The sequence below is a fragment of the Duganella qianjiadongensis genome (assembly GCF_009857915.1).
Lineage (GTDB): Bacteria > Pseudomonadota > Gammaproteobacteria > Burkholderiales > Burkholderiaceae_D > Rugamonas > Rugamonas qianjiadongensis.
Window position 1 is genome coordinate 34,437 of record NZ_WWCM01000023.1, and the last position, 15,302, is coordinate 49,738.

A 15,302-nucleotide genomic window follows, 5' to 3' on the forward strand; every position below is an offset into this window, starting at 1 on the left:
ATGCCGGTCCGGGCGTCCGGCCCGGCATACGCCTAAATATTTGTAAGGAAAAGAATCATGTTGGATGCATCGCTCAAAACCCAGTTGAAAGCCTACCTCGAAAAAGTCGTGCAACCGATCGAACTGGTTGCAGCGCTCGATAGCAGCGCCAAGGCGCAGGAGATGGAAGCACTGTTGCAGGATATCGTGTCCCTGAGCGACAAGATTACGCTGGTCAAGCGTGCCGATCCCGGCGTGCGCCTGCCTTCGTTCAGCATCAACCGTGCTGGCAGCGATATCGGCGTACGGTTTGCCGGCGTGCCCATGGGCCATGAATTCACCTCGCTGGTACTGGCCCTGCTGCAGGTAGGCGGCCATACCATCAAATTTGACGACGCCGTGATCGAGCAGATCCGCAACCTCGACGGCGATTACGCATTCGAGACCTTCATCTCGCTGAGCTGCCATAATTGCCCGGAAGTGGTGCAGGCGCTCAATGCGATGGCGGTGATTAACCCACGCATCAAAGTCACCACCATCGACGGCGGCGTGTTCCCGCAGGAAGTGGAAGCCCGCCAGATCATGGCCGTGCCCATGATGTTCCTGAACGGCGAGCACTTCGGTCAGGGCCGCAGCAGCGTGGAAGAGATACTGGCCAAGCTGGACACCAATGCCGGTGCCCGTCAGGCCGCAGAAATGAACAAGAAAGAGGTGTTCGATGTGCTGATCGTCGGCGGTGGTCCTGCCGGTGCCGCTGCCGCCATCTACGCCGCCCGCAAAGGCATACGCACCGGTGTGGTGGCGGAGCGCTTTGGCGGCCAGGTGCTCGATACGCTGGCCATCGAAAACTTCATTTCCGTGAAAGAGACGGAAGGTCCGAAGTTTGCCGTGGCGCTGGAGCAGCACGTCAAGGAATATGCGGTCGACATCATGAACACCCAGCGCGCTGCCAGACTGCTGCCCGGTAAAGTGATCGAAGTGCAGACCGCCAGCGGCGCCACGCTGAAAGCCAAGTCGGTGATCCTGGCGACCGGTGCGCGCTGGCGCGAAATCAATGTGCCGGGCGAGAAGGAATACCGTAACCACGGTGTGGCCTACTGCCCGCACTGCGATGGTCCGCTGTTCAAGGGCAAGCGCGTGGCCGTGATCGGCGGCGGTAACTCGGGCGTGGAAGCGGCCATCGATCTGGCCGGTCTGGTCCAGCACGTGACGCTGATCGAGTTCGGCGCCGAACTGCGCGCTGACGCTGTGCTGCAGCGCAAGCTGCGCAGCCTGCCCAACGTGACGGTGATCGTTTCGGCGCAGACCACGGAAATCCATGGCGACGGCAAGATCGTCAACGGCCTCAGCTACACCGACCGTGTCTCGGGTGAGGCCAAGCGTATCGATCTGGAAGGCGTGTTCGTGCAGATCGGTCTGGTACCGAATACGGAATGGCTGAAAGGCACGGTAGCCCTGTCGCGTCACGGCGAAATCGAAATCGACAGCCGTGGCCAGACTTCGGTACCGGGCGTGTTTGCCGCCGGCGATGTGACCACCGTGCCGTACAAGCAGATCATCATCGCCACCGGCGAAGGTGCCAAAGCTGCCCTGTCGGCCTTCGATCACCTGATCCGCGCCGATGACGACAGCGCCGCGGCACCGGCAGCACAGGCGGTTGCCGCCTAAGCTGCTCCCTCAGCCGGCACGTCGAGCCTGCGCAGCCCGGTCGCAACTTGCGATCGGGCTGATTTTATTTGTGCCGGCGCATTCGCCGGGCCAGCTTAGCGTTTCAGGAGTTGGGCAAATCCGTACGGGACAGGACTCAGTCGATGCGGACGAAAGATTCCCGTGACCTTGTTGCCGGCTCGGCCGAATAGACTGCGCGACGGGGGCGCAAAGCTACGGCCAGCGCTCATGCGTTTTGTGGTGGATGACTGCAAGCTAACGTTGCGTAATTTCTCGCTGGTTTGCGGCGGGCGGGCGGCATTAGCGCAAACGTCACGGGGGAAAATGTTTCTGATTAAATTTGAAAGAAACATGCTAGCCTCTACGTGTAGGAAAATGAATTGTGTTCCGGTGAACACCCCATGAGTAACGCTGCGGCGAAAATGGTTGTTCGCTGAGCGTATTCCCCCTGTGCGCAGAGCTCACGCTGTTTGGATGCGATGTGTCATTTTGTTAATGCGGATCGGCGTCCGCGTTAACGGTTTAGTGCACCAGATCGGCGCTGGCCTGCCGCGTGCGCAGGTAGATGGCATTGCGGTGGCGCGCACGCAGGCGCGGATCGGTGATCAGGCGGCCCAGCGTTTCGCCCACTACCATCACCACGCCCAGCAGCGGCAGCACCAGCATCAGTCCTGCCACCCCGGCCACCGAGCCGCCGATGAAAATCATCAGCACCGTGATCAGCGGATGGATGTGCAGGCTGCGTCCCAGCGTGAGCGGCATGAAGATGAAATCATCGAGCAGGCGCACACCGATGAACACGCTGATGGCCATGTAGGCCATGGAAGGATCGCTGGGGGCATCGGTCGAGGCCACCATCACCACCAGCATGCAGCCGACGATGGAACCCACATACGGCACCCACGCCAGCATGGCGGCGATCAGGCCCAGCACCAGCGGCGACGACACGCCTATGGCCCACAGGCCCAGTGCCAGCACGATGGTATCGAGCACGGTGAGCTTGATCAGGCCCTGAAAATAGCGATGCGCAGTCTGGTCCACTTCATGCAGCAGATATAGCGCCCGTTCGAAGAAGGCATTCGGTACTGCGCGCGCCAGAAATTTCTTGAAGCGGGACCCGTCGCGCAGGAAGAAGAATGCCAGAAAGGGCGCCAGCAGCAGCGACGGCAGCCAGCCCGCTACCGACACCAGTATGTCGGTCAGGTGCTGCTGGATAAAGGTGCTGGTAAAGCTGCTCATGCGGGCGTTGACGGTGCGCGCCAGCTTCATCTGCTTGAGGATGGGGAACTGGCGTTCCAGCGAGGCCATGGTGTGACGGATGAAATCGAGCCCGCCGCTCAGGTATTTGCCCAGCATGGTCTGCCATGATTCGGATGGTCCCGCGTCCCAGTAGATGGCCAGCAGGGTGGCCAGCATCAGCACCAGCAGGAACATGCTGCCCACCATCAGTGTGGCCGCGTTGTGGCTGATGCCAAGCCGGATCAGGCGCTGCATGGGCGGCTGCAGGATGTAGTACAGCACGATGGCGAGCAGGAAGGGTATTGCCAGAAACAGCATCTGCTGCAGCAGGAACAGTAGCGCACAGGTGGCGGCGATGATGCCGCTCCAGACGATGGGGCCGGCGTGCTGCTGGGCAGGCAGCCGGCTCATATGGCCTCGATCTGCGGTTTGCCACTCATCCATTCGCGCAGGCGCGAGCCGATATGGCGCGCCAGTGCCAGCGAGATCTTGTAGCCGATTACGGCATCGGTTTCCATCAGGCCCATGAAGTCGGCGCGGAAGAATACGGCCAGCTCGCAGTTATCGAGGGCGCGCGTCTGGGCATTGCGCGGCGAGTTGTCGAGCAGGGCCAGATCGCCGAAGAAGGCGCCCGGTCCCATTTCCGCTACCACTTCGCGCCCCTGCGGACGCAGACGGCTGATGATCACGCGGCCCGACATGATCAGGTACAGGGCCTGCCCCTCTTCGCCTTCGTCGAAAATGATTTCATCGGCCAGATAGCGGCGCTCGTGCAGCAGGTCGTCGACGATCTTCAGCTCCAGCGGCGTGAGCGTGGAGAATAGCGACGAGGCCTTGAGCCGCTGCAGGCGCGGCGATAGTTCGGGCGATTTGAGGAAGCCGAATAACAAGGGAACTCCCGAGCTAAGGATGAGATTGAAATATGAATAAGATCATAACGCAAACACTGCCTGCACTGACGGGTAAGGCTGTCATGGCGTGGCGAGTTTGCCGCGCCGTTGAGGATGAAGACAGAAACACGGTGCGGAAATGAAAAAAGCCTTCTTCTGTACAGAGCGCGATCTTGATCGCGTTCAGACTGAAAAAGGCTTCTCTCGGAATTTGGCGGAGCGGACGGGACTCGAACCCGCGACCCCCGGCGTGACAGGCCGGTATTCTAACCAACTGAACTACCGCTCCAAATTCGTTCGTTATGTTTTACTGGTGGGTGCTGAGAGGGTCGAACTCCCGACCTACGCCTTGTAAGGGCGCCGCTCTACCAACTGAGCTAAGCACCCAGAAAACATATCAGCTTGTCGCTACTACTTTGCTACAACTGCTGAACGAGGCCGTATTCTACAGGGCGGCTCCGCCAAACCGCAAGGGTTTTTCCAAATAATTTTAAAAATTAATTGAACAATTCCTGCGGCCCGCATCTTTTCATGGTTGGCGCGGCATGGCGTCGAGGATTTCCTGCATCCCGCCGAGGAACATCTGGCGGCTGATTTCTTCGCCCAGATAGTGAGCGTTGTAGCGCTGCACGCTGCCATCGCCGATGATGCTGCGCAGGCTGTCCGCATAGCGCCGGCGGATTTCGGGTGCGACCCGGCGCGATACATACAGGCCGACGATGGTGCGCGGGGATTCGCTAAAGAAGCTGGCCTTCATCTGCCCCAGCAGCTGATGCTGGCGCTGGTAGCGTAGATGGATGGTGGGCGAGGCCAGCGTGCCCTCGGCGCGGCCGGCGACGATTTTGCGGAATACGGCCTCATAGTCGTTGACATATTCCAGCCGGCCCTGCTGCTGCAGGCGCTGCATCTGCGCCAGTGCGGCGCGCGAATAGGAGATCCCGCGCGGAACGTTGAGGCGCGCCGTGCTGTGTTCGACGAATTCGGCCAGCGAGTGGAATTTGCCGGCGCTGTCATTGCGCAGTACCAGTTCGAACTGGGTATAGGTGTAGGGCAGCCAGACGCCGTAGCGGTCGCGCTCGGGCGTGCGCAGGGAGGCACCGGTCAGTTCCAGCTGGCCGTCGTAGAACTGGGCATACAGGCGGCCATGGGGAAACCAGATCAGTTCGATGGGGCAGCCGCTACGGCGCTGCAACTCGTGCAGGAGGTCGACATTGCTGCCTCCAAATGTGCCCGCTTCGCGGTAGGCGGTGAAGCCGAGATCGCTGATGCCGGCCCGCGCCGGCGGGCAGCTGCCCGCAGCATGGGCAGTGGCGAGGGCCAGAAAGAACAACGCAGGGGTCACAGCACGCAATACAGTCATGTTGAGCCAGTTGTCGAATAGTTATCATGCCAGTGTAGCACCGTCGCGCCATAAGAAATAGCGACTACTTGCATAGCGCAATGTTTCGTAAGATACTGTATGAATTCACAGTAATTTTGTTCCGTCATGTCCGAAACACCGCGCCGCATAGCCCACCTCGATATGGATGCGTTCTACGCTTCCGTCGAGCTGCTGCGCTATCCCGAGCTGCGCGGCTTGCCGGTAGTGATAGGGGGCGGGCGCGACGCCCATCCCGTACGCCAGCCGGACGGCAGCTACCGCTTTGCCCGGCTGCGTGACTATGTGGGGCGCGGCGTGATCACCACCGCCACCTACGAAGCACGGGCGCTCGGTGTGGGCTCGGCCATGGGCATGATGAAAGCGGCCAAGCTGGCGCCCGATGCGATTCTGCTGCCGGTGAACTTTGATGCCTACCGGCAGATTTCGCGTCAGTTCAAGGCAGCGGTGGCCAGTATTGCACCTGATTACGAGGATCGCGGCATCGATGAAATCTATATCGACCTGACCCATGTGGCTGGCGAAACCCGCGAACTGGCCCAGCGCATCAAGCAGGCCGTGCATGCAGCCACGGGCCTGACCTGCTCGATCGGGGTGACGCCCAACAAGCTGCTGTCGAAAATCTGCTCCGATCTGGAAAAACCCAACGGTCTGACCATCCTCGGCTATGAAGACATCCCTGCCCGCATCTGGCCGCTGGGCGTGCGCAAGATCAATGGCATCGGCCCCAAGGCCACCGACAAGCTGGCCGCGCTGGGCATAGACACCATAGGCCAGCTGGCCGCGGCCGATGCCGGCCTGCTGCAGGACCATTTCGGCGGCCATTACGCGGCGTGGCTGGCCGCAGCGGCGCGCGGCGTCGACCAGCGCGCCGTGGCTACCCGCACGGAAAGCAAGTCGATCAGCCGCGAAACCACTTTCGAGCGCGATCTGCATGCAAGGCAGGACCGTGCCGTGCTGTCCGGCGTGCTGACGGCGCTGTGCGAGCGGCTGGCCGAGGATCTGCAACGCAAGGGCTATGTCAGCCGCACTATCAGCGTCAAGCTGCGCTATGACGATTTCCAGATCGTCAGCCGCAACCTGACGCTGCCCCAGCCCGTGGTGGATGGCGCTGCCATCCTGCACGCGGCACGCGAATGTCTGAAACGGGTGCCGCTACAGCGCCGGCTGCGCCTGCTGGGAGTGCGCGCCAGCACGCTGGAGCCGCCCGGCGCAGCGACGTTGCTGCGCGTTCCCACCCAGGGCGAATTGTTCGCCTAGAAAGCTGCGGCACTGCCGTCAGCGTGTAAAATGGCGCTCCCCCAGCATTACTGAAACAAGGCTCATTACATGTGGTTCAAGAATCTACAGATCTATCGTCTGCCGGCCCCTTGGGCCTTTACTCCGGAACAACTGGAAGAGGCGCTGGCGCCCCATTCCTTCACGCCTGCCAGCAGTAACGAACTGCTGCGTCAGGGCTGGGACAGCCCGCGTCCTAACGGCGGCCTGGTACACGTGGTGAACAAGCAGATGCTGATCCTGCTGGGCACGGAAAAGAAACTGCTGCCTAACACGGTGATCAATCAGGTGGCCAAGGCCCGTGCTGCCGAGCTGGAAGAAGCTCAGGGCTTCGCCCCGGGCAAAAAAGCCATGAAAGAACTGAAAGAGCGCGTGGCGGACGAACTGCTGCCGCGCGCCTTCTCGATCCGCAGCAATGTCTGGACCTGGATCGATCCGGTCAATGGCTGGCTGGTGGTCGATGCGGCCAGCCCGGCCAAGGCCGATGAAGTGATCAAATTGCTGCTCAAGGCCGTCGATAAACTGCCGTTAGAGAGTTTACGGGTACAGCGTTCGCCTGTGGGCGTGATGACGGAATGGCTGCAGGCCGACGATGCGCCGGCCGGCTTTACGGTGGATATGGATACCGAACTGCGCGCCACCGGCGAAAGCAAGGCGGCCGTGCGCTATGTGCGCCACACGCTGGAAGCGGAAGAAATCCGCCGCCATATTGCAGCGGGCAAGCAGTGCACCCGTCTGGCCATGACCTGGGATAGCAAGATTTCCTTCGTGCTGACCGAATCGCTGGCCATCAAGGCAGTGAAAGCGCTGGATGTGATCAGCGAAAAGGAATCGAGCACCAAGAATGACGAAGAGCGCTTCGATGGCGACTTCATGCTGATGACGGGTGAACTGGCCAAGCTGATGGCCGATGTGGTGGAAGCACTGGGTGGCGAAGCCAAAGCCTGAGTTGCTAGCCCTGTGCCGGGCCACTCTGGCCGGTCTTGAGTAGTTTGACAAGAATGCCGCAAAATCATTGATTTTGCGGCATTTTTACGCTGAATTTCGACGAAAATATCGCAGTTTCCGTGGGGAAACTGCAGGCTTTTCTGATATATTAAGAGACGTTGCTAAATTAGGAAGTCGTATGCCCTCGTCCATCCCCTCACTCTCTACTTCGCAGCTGGTCGGCCTGACCACAGCGCAGGTAGCGGCGTGGACGACGGAAGACATACAGGCGCTCAGTTCGCTGCAGGTGCAGGTTTTGCGCACCCAGCAGATGGCGGCGCTGAGCACGCTGCAACTGAGCTATCTGGCGCCTGCCAATGTGGCGGCGATCAGCACTCAGGATATCGCCGCCATTGCCCCGGCCCGGCTCGACGCCGTGGGGGCCGCCAGCAGCGATTTTCTCGCTGCCCTGAGCAGCCGCCAGATCGTGGCCCTGACTACGGCCCAGAGTGCCGCACTGGGTAGCGCCGCCTTCAGCACACTGGCCACGCAATCCATCGCTGCGTTCGAAACGGCCGATCTGGCCGCGCTGGGCACCGCCAGCATCGCCAGCCTGTCCACAGCACAGCTAGCCTTGCTCGGTACGGGCCAGCTGGCTGCGCTGACCACGCGCCAGCTGGGAGCACTGACGGCGGGCGCGCTAGGTGCCATCGGCACGCGCGGCATGGGTGCGCTGAGCACGGCCGATATCGTCGCGCTAAGTACGGCGCAGGTCGCGGAACTGGGTAGCGCGCAAGTGGCGGCCCTGTCCACTCTGCAGGCGGCGCAGCTGGGCAGCGCCCAGCTGGCGGCGCTGTCTACCAGCCAGCTGGCGGGGCTGGAAACGGCCGATCTGGCCGCCGTGCGCAGCGCCAGCCTGACCGCGCTGAACAGCCAGCAGCTGGCGGCGCTGGGTAGCGCCCAGCTGCAAGCGCTCACTACTGCGCAGTTTGCCAATCTGCGCAGTGCCCAGCTGCTGGCGTTGAACACGGCCTATCTGGCGCTGCTATCGACGCAGGATATTGCTGCGCTGGCCCCGGCTACGCTCAATGCCGTGGGTGCCAGCCAGAGCAGCTTCATGGCGGCACTGGGCAGCCAGCAGATTGCCAGTCTGACGACGGCGCAGGTAGCGGCGCTGGGCACGGATGCCTACACGGCGCTGGGCAGCGCGGCCATCACCCGCCTCAACACGGCCCAGTTTGTTGCACTCGGCACGCAGAACATTGCGGCACTTTCCACCGATCAGGCCGCCCTGCTCAGCACGGCGCAACTACAGGCGCTGGGCACGCGCCAGCTGGCCGTGCTGGTCAGCGGCGCGCTGGCTGCCATCGGCACGCGCGGTATCGGTGCGCTGAGCACGCAGGACATCGCAGCGCTGAGCACGGCCCAGCTGGGCGAATTGAGCAGCGCGCAGATTACGGCACTGAGCACGCTGCAGGCAGCACAGCTGGGCAGCCAGCAGCTGAATGCACTGAGCAGCAGCCAGCTGGCCGGGCTGGAAGCAGTGGATCTGGCGGCACTGCGCACGGCCAGTCTGAGCGCGCTCGATACGCGCCAGCTGGCGGCGCTGGGCAGCAACCAGCTGGCCGCGCTGACGACGGCGCAGTTCAGCAGCCTGCGCAGCGCACAGCTACTGGCGCTCAATACTGCCATGGTGCCGGCCCTGAGCACGCAGGATCTGGCAGCGCTGGCGGCCAGCGTACTCAATGCCGTAGGCGCGGCGCAGACCAGCTTCATGGCCGCGCTCAGCAGCAACCAGATTGCCGGCCTCACCACCGCCCAGATTGCAGCGCTCAGCACCGATGCCTGGCTGGCGCTGCGCAGCAACGGCGTGCAGGCGCTCGGTACGGCCAGCGTGGCGGCCCTGAGCACGGCGCAATTGCTGGCGCTGTCGACCAGCCAGCTGGCACTGCTCAGCAATGCCCAGCTGGCCGCTTTGGGTACGCGCCAGCTGCTGGCCTTGCCCAGCGATGATCTGCTGGCCATCGGCACGCGCGGCATCGCCGCCCTCAGCACGCAGGGCATTGCGGCACTGAATTCGGTCCAGCTGACGGCATTGACCACAGCCCAGCTGGTGGCCCTGACCACCGCTCAGGCGGCAGCCCTGAACAGCGCGCAGCTGAATGTGCTGACGCTGGACCAGCTGGCCGGCATGGAGAATCAGGATCTGGCGGCGCTACGCTCGAATGCCATCGTCGGACTGAATACGGACCAGATGGCGGCGCTGACCAGCAGCCAGATCCGCGCCATCAGCACGGCCGCATTTGTCGCCCTGAGCAGCCGCCAGCTGAGCGCACTGACCAGCGACGCGCTGGCCGCCGTGCCGCTGGCCGATCTGGCGGCGGTGGGCACGGCCTCGGTAGCGCAGCTGGTGCCTGCCGTGCTGGCGCTGCTGGGCAGCAGCCAGCTGGCTGCGCTCAACAGCGATGCATTGGGCGCCCTGAGCAGCACGCAGGTCGCGGCGCTCAGCACGGCGCAGCTGCAGGGCTGGAGTGCCAGCCAGTATGCGGTGCTGGGCAGCCGCCAGCTGGCCGGTCTGAGTAGCGATGATTTTGCGGCGCTCGGCAATACCGCCCTGCAAGCCCTGAGCACGGCGGCACTGACGGCGCTCAGTTCGGCGCAGCTGGCGGCGCTGCGGAATAGCCAGATCAGTCTGCTCGGTACGGCCCAGATAGCAGCGCTGCGGCCCGCTACGCTGACGGGCCTGAGCAGCGATCAGGTCGCGGCGCTGACGGTGGCTCAGGCGGCAGCGCTGGGCACAGGGCAGCTGGCGGCACTGAATACGGACCAGATGCAGGCGCTCAGCGGCGCCGGTCTGGCAGCCCTGCGCAGCAATGTGCTGGCCGCGCTGAGCACCCAGCAGGCGCACGCGCTGGGCAGCGCCCAGCTGGCCGCGCTCGGCACTATCCAGCTCGGCATCCTGAGCAGCGCCCAGCTCAATGCGCTGGCCACCAGTGCGCTGGCCGGGCTGTCCAGCAGCGCGTGGCCGGCCCTGAATACGGCCAGTCTGGCGCAGCTGAATACGGCCAGCATGGCGGCGCTGTCGCTGAGCCAGCTGGCGGGCTTCGGCACGCGCCAGATCGCCGTGCTGAATACGGCCCAGCTCAATGCACTGGGCAGCGACCAGTTCGGCAGTCTCAATGCCAGCCAGATTGCCACGCTCAGTTCGCAGCAGCTGGCGGGCCTGTCGCTGGCCGAAATGGCAGCGCTGGGCACGGCCACGCTATCGTCGCTGCGCACGGCGGCGCTGGCGGCACTGGGTTCGGCCCAGCTGGCCGTGCTGGCCGCCAGCGGCGGCAGCAATGCTATCCAGCAGCTGACCACCGCGCAGATCGCCGTGCTGCGCAGCGCCACGCTGGCCGGTCTGACGCCCGATGAAGCCACTGCGCTGACGGCGACCCAGACTTCGGTACTCACCAGCAGCCAGCTGCGCGCGCTCAGCACGCAGGCGGTGGCGGCCATCGATCCGCTCGATATTTCGGCGTTGCGCACCGCCGCCGTGGCGGGCCTGACCACGGCCCAGCTGGCGGCCCTGACACCGGCCCAGCTGGCAGCGCTCACCATGGCGCAGTATCTGACGCTGAGCACTACCCAGCTGCAGGCCTTGCCGGCCGATGTGATAGCGGCCTTCACCACAGCGAATATGTCGGCCTTCAGCACGGCCTATATTGCCGCGCTCAGCACGGATGCCCTGCGCGCCATGCCGGCGGCACAGCTGTCGAGCTTCAGTTCGCGCCAGTTTGCCGTGCTCAGTAGCGACCAGCTGGCGGCCTTGCGCAGCCAGCAGGTGGCCGGACTGGGCGCCACCCAGCTGGTGGGCCTGAGTTCGCGCAATGTGACCGGACTCTCGCCGGAAGACGTGGGCGCCATCAATGCGCTGGGCTTGCGCGTGCTGGGCACGTCGGCACTGGCGGCGCTCAATTCCGACCAGCTGGCGGCGCTTGGTAGCGACCCCACCGGCAACCAGATCGGCGTGCTCAGCACCGGCCAGTTTGCCGTGCTGTCGACGGCCGCGCTGGCCGGGCTGACGGTGCAGCAGACCATCGCCCTGACCACGGCGCAGGCGGCCATGCTCAATAGCGCCCAGCTGGCGGTGCTCAGCGCGGACGATATCGCTGCCATGGAAACGGCTGATCTGGCGGCGCTCACCACGCGGGCCCTGAATGGCCTGAGTACCGGCCAGATGGCAGCGCTGAATGGTGCGCAGGTGGCCGCACTGGGCAGTGCGCAAGTGGCTGCGCTGAGCAGCGATCAGGTACTGGCACTGAGCGATGGCGCACTGGCCGGGCTGGAAACGGCCGATGTGGCCGCGCTGTCGACTGCCGTGATGGCGGCACTGCCGACTGCCATGCTGGCGCAGCTCAGTGGCGATCAGGTGGCGGCGCTGAGCACCCGCCAGCTGGCCACGCTCAGCAACGACCAGCTCAATAGTCTCGACAATAGCCAGCTGGCGCAACTGGGTTCGGCCCAGCTGGCTGCATTCGGCTCGCGCCAGATCAGCGGGCTGACACTGGCCCATCTGGCCGCCTTGAATGTGGCGGCGCTGGTGGGCCTGAAAACCAGCGCCATTGCGGCGCTCAGTTCGGACCAGCTGGCGCTGCTGGCAACCGATCAGAACGGCGTCAGTCATATGGATCTGCTGAGCACCCAGCAGATCGCCTCGCTCGGCACAGCGGCGCTGGCCGGTCTGGGCGCAGCGCAGGTGGTGGCGCTGAGCACGGCGCAGGCGGCCGCGCTGGGTAGTGCGCAACTGGCGGCCTTCGCCACGGCCGATATCGCCGCGCTGGAACTGGCCGACCTGGCTGCCATCCGTACCCAGACTTTGCGTGGCCTGAGCGAAGCGCAGATGCGGGCCCTGAGCGCGCAGCAGCTGGCCGCGCTGGGCACCCAGCAGGTGGCGGCGTTGAGCAGCACCCAGCTAGGCGCCCTGTCCGATGAAGCCCAGGCCGCACTGGCCACAGCGCAGCTGGCGGCACTCGGCACGGGCGCACTGCTGGCCTTCGCGCCAGCGGCACTGGCGGCATTGACACCGGCCCAGCTGGCGGCGCTGAACACGCGCCAGCTTTCCGTCCTGAGCAGCGACCAGTTCGGCGCTTTGCTGCCGCAGCAGGTGGGCAGCTTCAGCTCGCAGCAACTGGGCGCGCTGGGCACGCGCCAGATGGTGGGCCTGAGTCCGGCGGCAGTGGCAGCGCTGGGCAGCGCCAGTCTGCCGGGGCTGACACCGCAGGCGCTGGCAGCATTGAGCGCAGACCAGCTGGCGGCGCTGGGCGGCGACCTGTCCGCGGGCCAGCTGGCCACGCTGCGCACGGTGCAGATTGCTGCGCTGGGAACGGCGGCCCTGCCGGGCCTGAGCAGTGCCCAGCTCAATGCGCTCAGCACGGCGCAGGTGACGGCGTTCAGCAGCCGCCAGCTGATGCAGCTCGATCCTTCCCTGATCGGCGCCATGGAGACGGCGGATCTGGCAGCGCTGCGCACGGCGGCCGTGATCGGCCTGACCACCGACCAGATCGGTGCGCTCGATGGCGCACACATGGCAGCCCTGAGTACGGCGCAGGTGAGCATACTGAACACGGCGCAGATGGCGGTGCTGGCGAATTATCAGGTGGCTGCGCTGAGCACGGCGCAGGCCGCTGCGCTGGGTTCGCAGCAGCTGCTCAGAATCGGCACGGAAGCGCTGCTGGCGCTGGGCGATGCCGATGTGGCGGCATTGAAAACATCGGCGCTGGCGGGGCTGTCGACGGCGCAGGCCAGCATCCTGCGCAGCAACCAGCTGGTGGCACTGCGCACGGCACAATTGACGGTGCTGCGCAGCGACCAGATCGCCGCACTGGGCAGTGATGTACTGGCTGCGCTGGGCAGCACCAGCATCGGTGCACTGAATACGGCGGCCATGGCTGGTCTGACAGGCGCGGTGCTGGCCAGCCTGAACACGGCGCAGCTGGTCGGACTGGGTACGGCGCAGATGGCCACCCTGCGCAGCGGCCAGCTGGCCGCGCTGGCCACCGGCCAGATCGCCGCACTGTCGGCTCGTCAGGCCGGTGCGCTGACGTCGGCGCAGATGGCCTATCTGCCGGCCAGCGATATTGCCGCGCTGAGTAGCAGCGCCATGCAGGCGCTCAGTTCGGGCGCACTGTCAGGCCTGAGTTCGGCGCAGCTGGCGCAACTGGGGGCGGACCCGTTCGGCAGCGGCGTGCAGTCCTTCGGTCTGCTCGGCACCGATCAGGTGGCGGTGCTGCGCACGGCCGCGCTGCAGGGGCTGAGCACAGCCCAGCTGGTGGCCCTCACCACAGCGCAGGCAGCGGCGCTCGGTAGTGCACAGGTACAGTCGCTGCAGACAGCCCAGCTGGCAGCACTGGAAACGGCCGATCTGGCGGCGCTGAAAACGGCCGCGATTGCGGTACTGAAAACGGCGCAGCTGGCGGCCCTGAATGCGGCGCAAGTGGCCGCCCTGAATAGCCAGCAGGTAGGCGGCATGAACAGCACCCAGCTCACGGCGCTGTCGAGCACGCAGGTGGCAGCGCTGCGCACGGCGGCAGTTGCCGCCATCAACCCGCTGATGCTCAACGCCTCGGGGCGTGATGGCAGCCTGCTGTCGGCCATGGGCAGCGACCAGCTGCGCGCGCTCACGGGCAGCCAGTTTGCTGCGCTAGGCTCGGCTGCCATGGGGCAGATCCAGACCGATATGATAGGCGGCATCGACGCGGCCGATATCGCCCAGCTGCGCACCGAAACTTTCCGCGCCCTGCGCAGCGACCAGTTGCTGGCGCTGAACACGGCGCAGGTGGCGGCCATGACGCTGGCCCAGATCAGCGTGATGCAGCCGAATGGCAGCAATGCCAGCCAGTTCACCACGGCGCAGATGGTGGCGCTGTCGTCGGGCCAGCTGCGGGCGCTGAGCACGGCCATGATAGCGGCGCTCAGTTCGCGCGATATGGGCGCCATCGAGGCGCGCGATATCGGCGGCCTGAGCACGCGCCAGATTACCGTGCTGTCGACGATGCAGATGGCCGGTCTGCAGACGGATCAGCTGCTGGCCCTGAGCACGGCGCAGATGCGCGCCCTGTCGGTGAACCAGTACAACGAATTGAGCGCAGCCCAGAAGGCGGCCTTCACACCGGCGCAGATCGCGGCGCTGACCTTTATCACGCCGCTGGCGCTGGATCTGGATGGCCATGGCGTGCAGACGCTGGCCGCCAGCGCCGGCGTGCAGTTCGATCTTGCTGCCAGTGGACAGCGGCAGGCAAGCGGCTGGATCGCCCCCGGCGATGGCCTGCTGGCGCTGGACCGCAATCAGGATGGCGTGATCAACGATGGCAGCGAGCTATTCGGCATGGCCACGCCGCTGGCCGATGGCAGCCGCGCAGCGGACGGCTACGCTGCGCTGGCCGCGCTCGATAGCAACCACGATGGCCAGATCGATGCGCAGGATAGCGCTTTCGGCCAGCTACGCGTGTGGGTGGATAGGAATAGCGACGGCCAGAGCACGGCGGATGAACTGTACACGCTGGGGCAGCTGCAGATCCGCAGCCTGGCGCTGGCAGCGCAGATAGGCGCCACGCTGGAGCAGGGTAATCTGATCGGCGCCAGCAGCAGCTATACCAGCACCGATGGCAGCAGCCATGCGCTGGCTGACGTCTGGTTCCGCCAGGGCGATGGCGCGACGCTGGCCGCAGCGGATGGCGGGCAGACGAATGGGAGCGCAGCAGGGGCGGGCGGACAGCTGAACCTGCAGACGGGCCGTCTGGCCGATGCGCTGCAGCAGTTTGCTGCGAGCGGCGGAGTGACCGCTGCTACCGCGGGCTATAGTCCGGCTACGGGGGCTACCAGCCAGCTGGCGCAGCCGGCCTGGCCGCAGCCAGACCCTGCAGCACTGCTGGCTGTGCCGCGCCGCTAGGGTAACGTGC

At 64.8% G+C, this 15,302-nt stretch carries 7 protein-coding genes and 2 tRNA genes; 4 read left to right on the top strand and 5 right to left on the bottom strand.

All coding sequences use genetic code 11. The annotated features are described in order from the left end of the window. Window positions 1-57 precede the first annotated feature (57 nt). The gene (gene ahpF / locus GTP27_RS21190; RefSeq protein ID WP_161041090.1) at window positions 58-1,647 is read left to right on the top strand and encodes an alkyl hydroperoxide reductase subunit F; all 1,590 of its coding nucleotides are present in this window, start codon (window positions 58-60) and stop codon (window positions 1,645-1,647) included. Window positions 1,648-2,169: 522 nt separating this feature from the next. Here the strand turns inward: ahpF and GTP27_RS21195 are convergent. The 5 genes from GTP27_RS21195 to GTP27_RS21215 all read right to left on the bottom strand — a co-directional run bounded on the left by GTP27_RS21195 (window position 2,170) and on the right by GTP27_RS21215 (window position 5,136). Next, entirely contained in the window at window positions 2,170-3,297 is a 1,128-nt protein-coding gene (locus GTP27_RS21195) for an AI-2E family transporter (protein WP_161041091.1), read from the bottom strand. Further along, window positions 3,294-3,776 (bottom strand): cyclic nucleotide-binding domain-containing protein, encoded by a 483-nt coding sequence (locus GTP27_RS21200; protein ID WP_161041092.1) that lies wholly within the window; start codon window positions 3,774-3,776, stop codon window positions 3,294-3,296. Before GTP27_RS21200 ends, GTP27_RS21195 begins: the two co-directional genes overlap by 4 nt. A 212-nt stretch (window positions 3,777-3,988) precedes the next feature. Then, a tRNA-Asp gene (locus GTP27_RS21205) sits at window positions 3,989-4,065 on the bottom strand. Between the two features lie 22 nt (window positions 4,066-4,087). Continuing rightward, window positions 4,088-4,163 (bottom strand) — tRNA-Val (locus GTP27_RS21210). Between the two features lie 142 nt (window positions 4,164-4,305). Next, on the bottom strand, window positions 4,306-5,136 hold the full coding sequence (locus GTP27_RS21215) for a substrate-binding periplasmic protein (protein ID WP_161041093.1): 831 nt from the start codon (window positions 5,134-5,136) through the stop codon (window positions 4,306-4,308). Window positions 5,137-5,262: 126 nt separating this feature from the next. Here GTP27_RS21215 and dinB point away from each other — a divergent pair, with 126 nt between their 5' ends. The 3 genes from dinB to GTP27_RS21230 all read left to right on the top strand — a co-directional run bounded on the left by dinB (window position 5,263) and on the right by GTP27_RS21230 (window position 15,292). Then, window positions 5,263-6,414, top strand: a complete 1,152-nt coding sequence (gene dinB / locus GTP27_RS21220; protein ID WP_161041094.1) for a DNA polymerase IV — start codon at window positions 5,263-5,265, stop codon at window positions 6,412-6,414. Between the two features lie 69 nt (window positions 6,415-6,483). Further along, entirely contained in the window at window positions 6,484-7,380 is an 897-nt protein-coding gene (locus GTP27_RS21225) for a recombination-associated protein RdgC (protein WP_161041095.1), read from the top strand. 178 nt (window positions 7,381-7,558) lie between these two features. Beyond that, entirely contained in the window at window positions 7,559-15,292 is a 7,734-nt protein-coding gene (locus GTP27_RS21230) for an SPM autocatalytic domain-containing protein (protein ID WP_161041096.1), read from the top strand. The last annotated feature ends 10 nt before the right edge of the window (window positions 15,293-15,302 follow it).

What these genes read in the sequence shown, in the direction of transcription:
- ahpF (WP_161041090.1), top strand. Translation starts at nt 58, where the DNA reads ATGTTGGATGCATCGCTCAAAACCCAGTTGAAAGCCTACCTCGAAAAA.
- GTP27_RS21195 (WP_161041091.1), bottom strand. Translation starts at nt 3,297, where the DNA reads ATGAGCCGGCTGCCTGCCCAGCAGCACGCCGGCCCCATCGTCTGGAGC.
- GTP27_RS21215 (WP_161041093.1), bottom strand. Translation starts at nt 5,136, where the DNA reads ATGACTGTATTGCGTGCTGTGACCCCTGCGTTGTTCTTTCTGGCCCTC.
- dinB (WP_161041094.1), top strand. Translation starts at nt 5,263, where the DNA reads ATGTCCGAAACACCGCGCCGCATAGCCCACCTCGATATGGATGCGTTC.
- GTP27_RS21225 (WP_161041095.1), top strand. Translation starts at nt 6,484, where the DNA reads ATGTGGTTCAAGAATCTACAGATCTATCGTCTGCCGGCCCCTTGGGCC.
- GTP27_RS21230 (WP_161041096.1), top strand. Translation starts at nt 7,559, where the DNA reads ATGCCCTCGTCCATCCCCTCACTCTCTACTTCGCAGCTGGTCGGCCTG.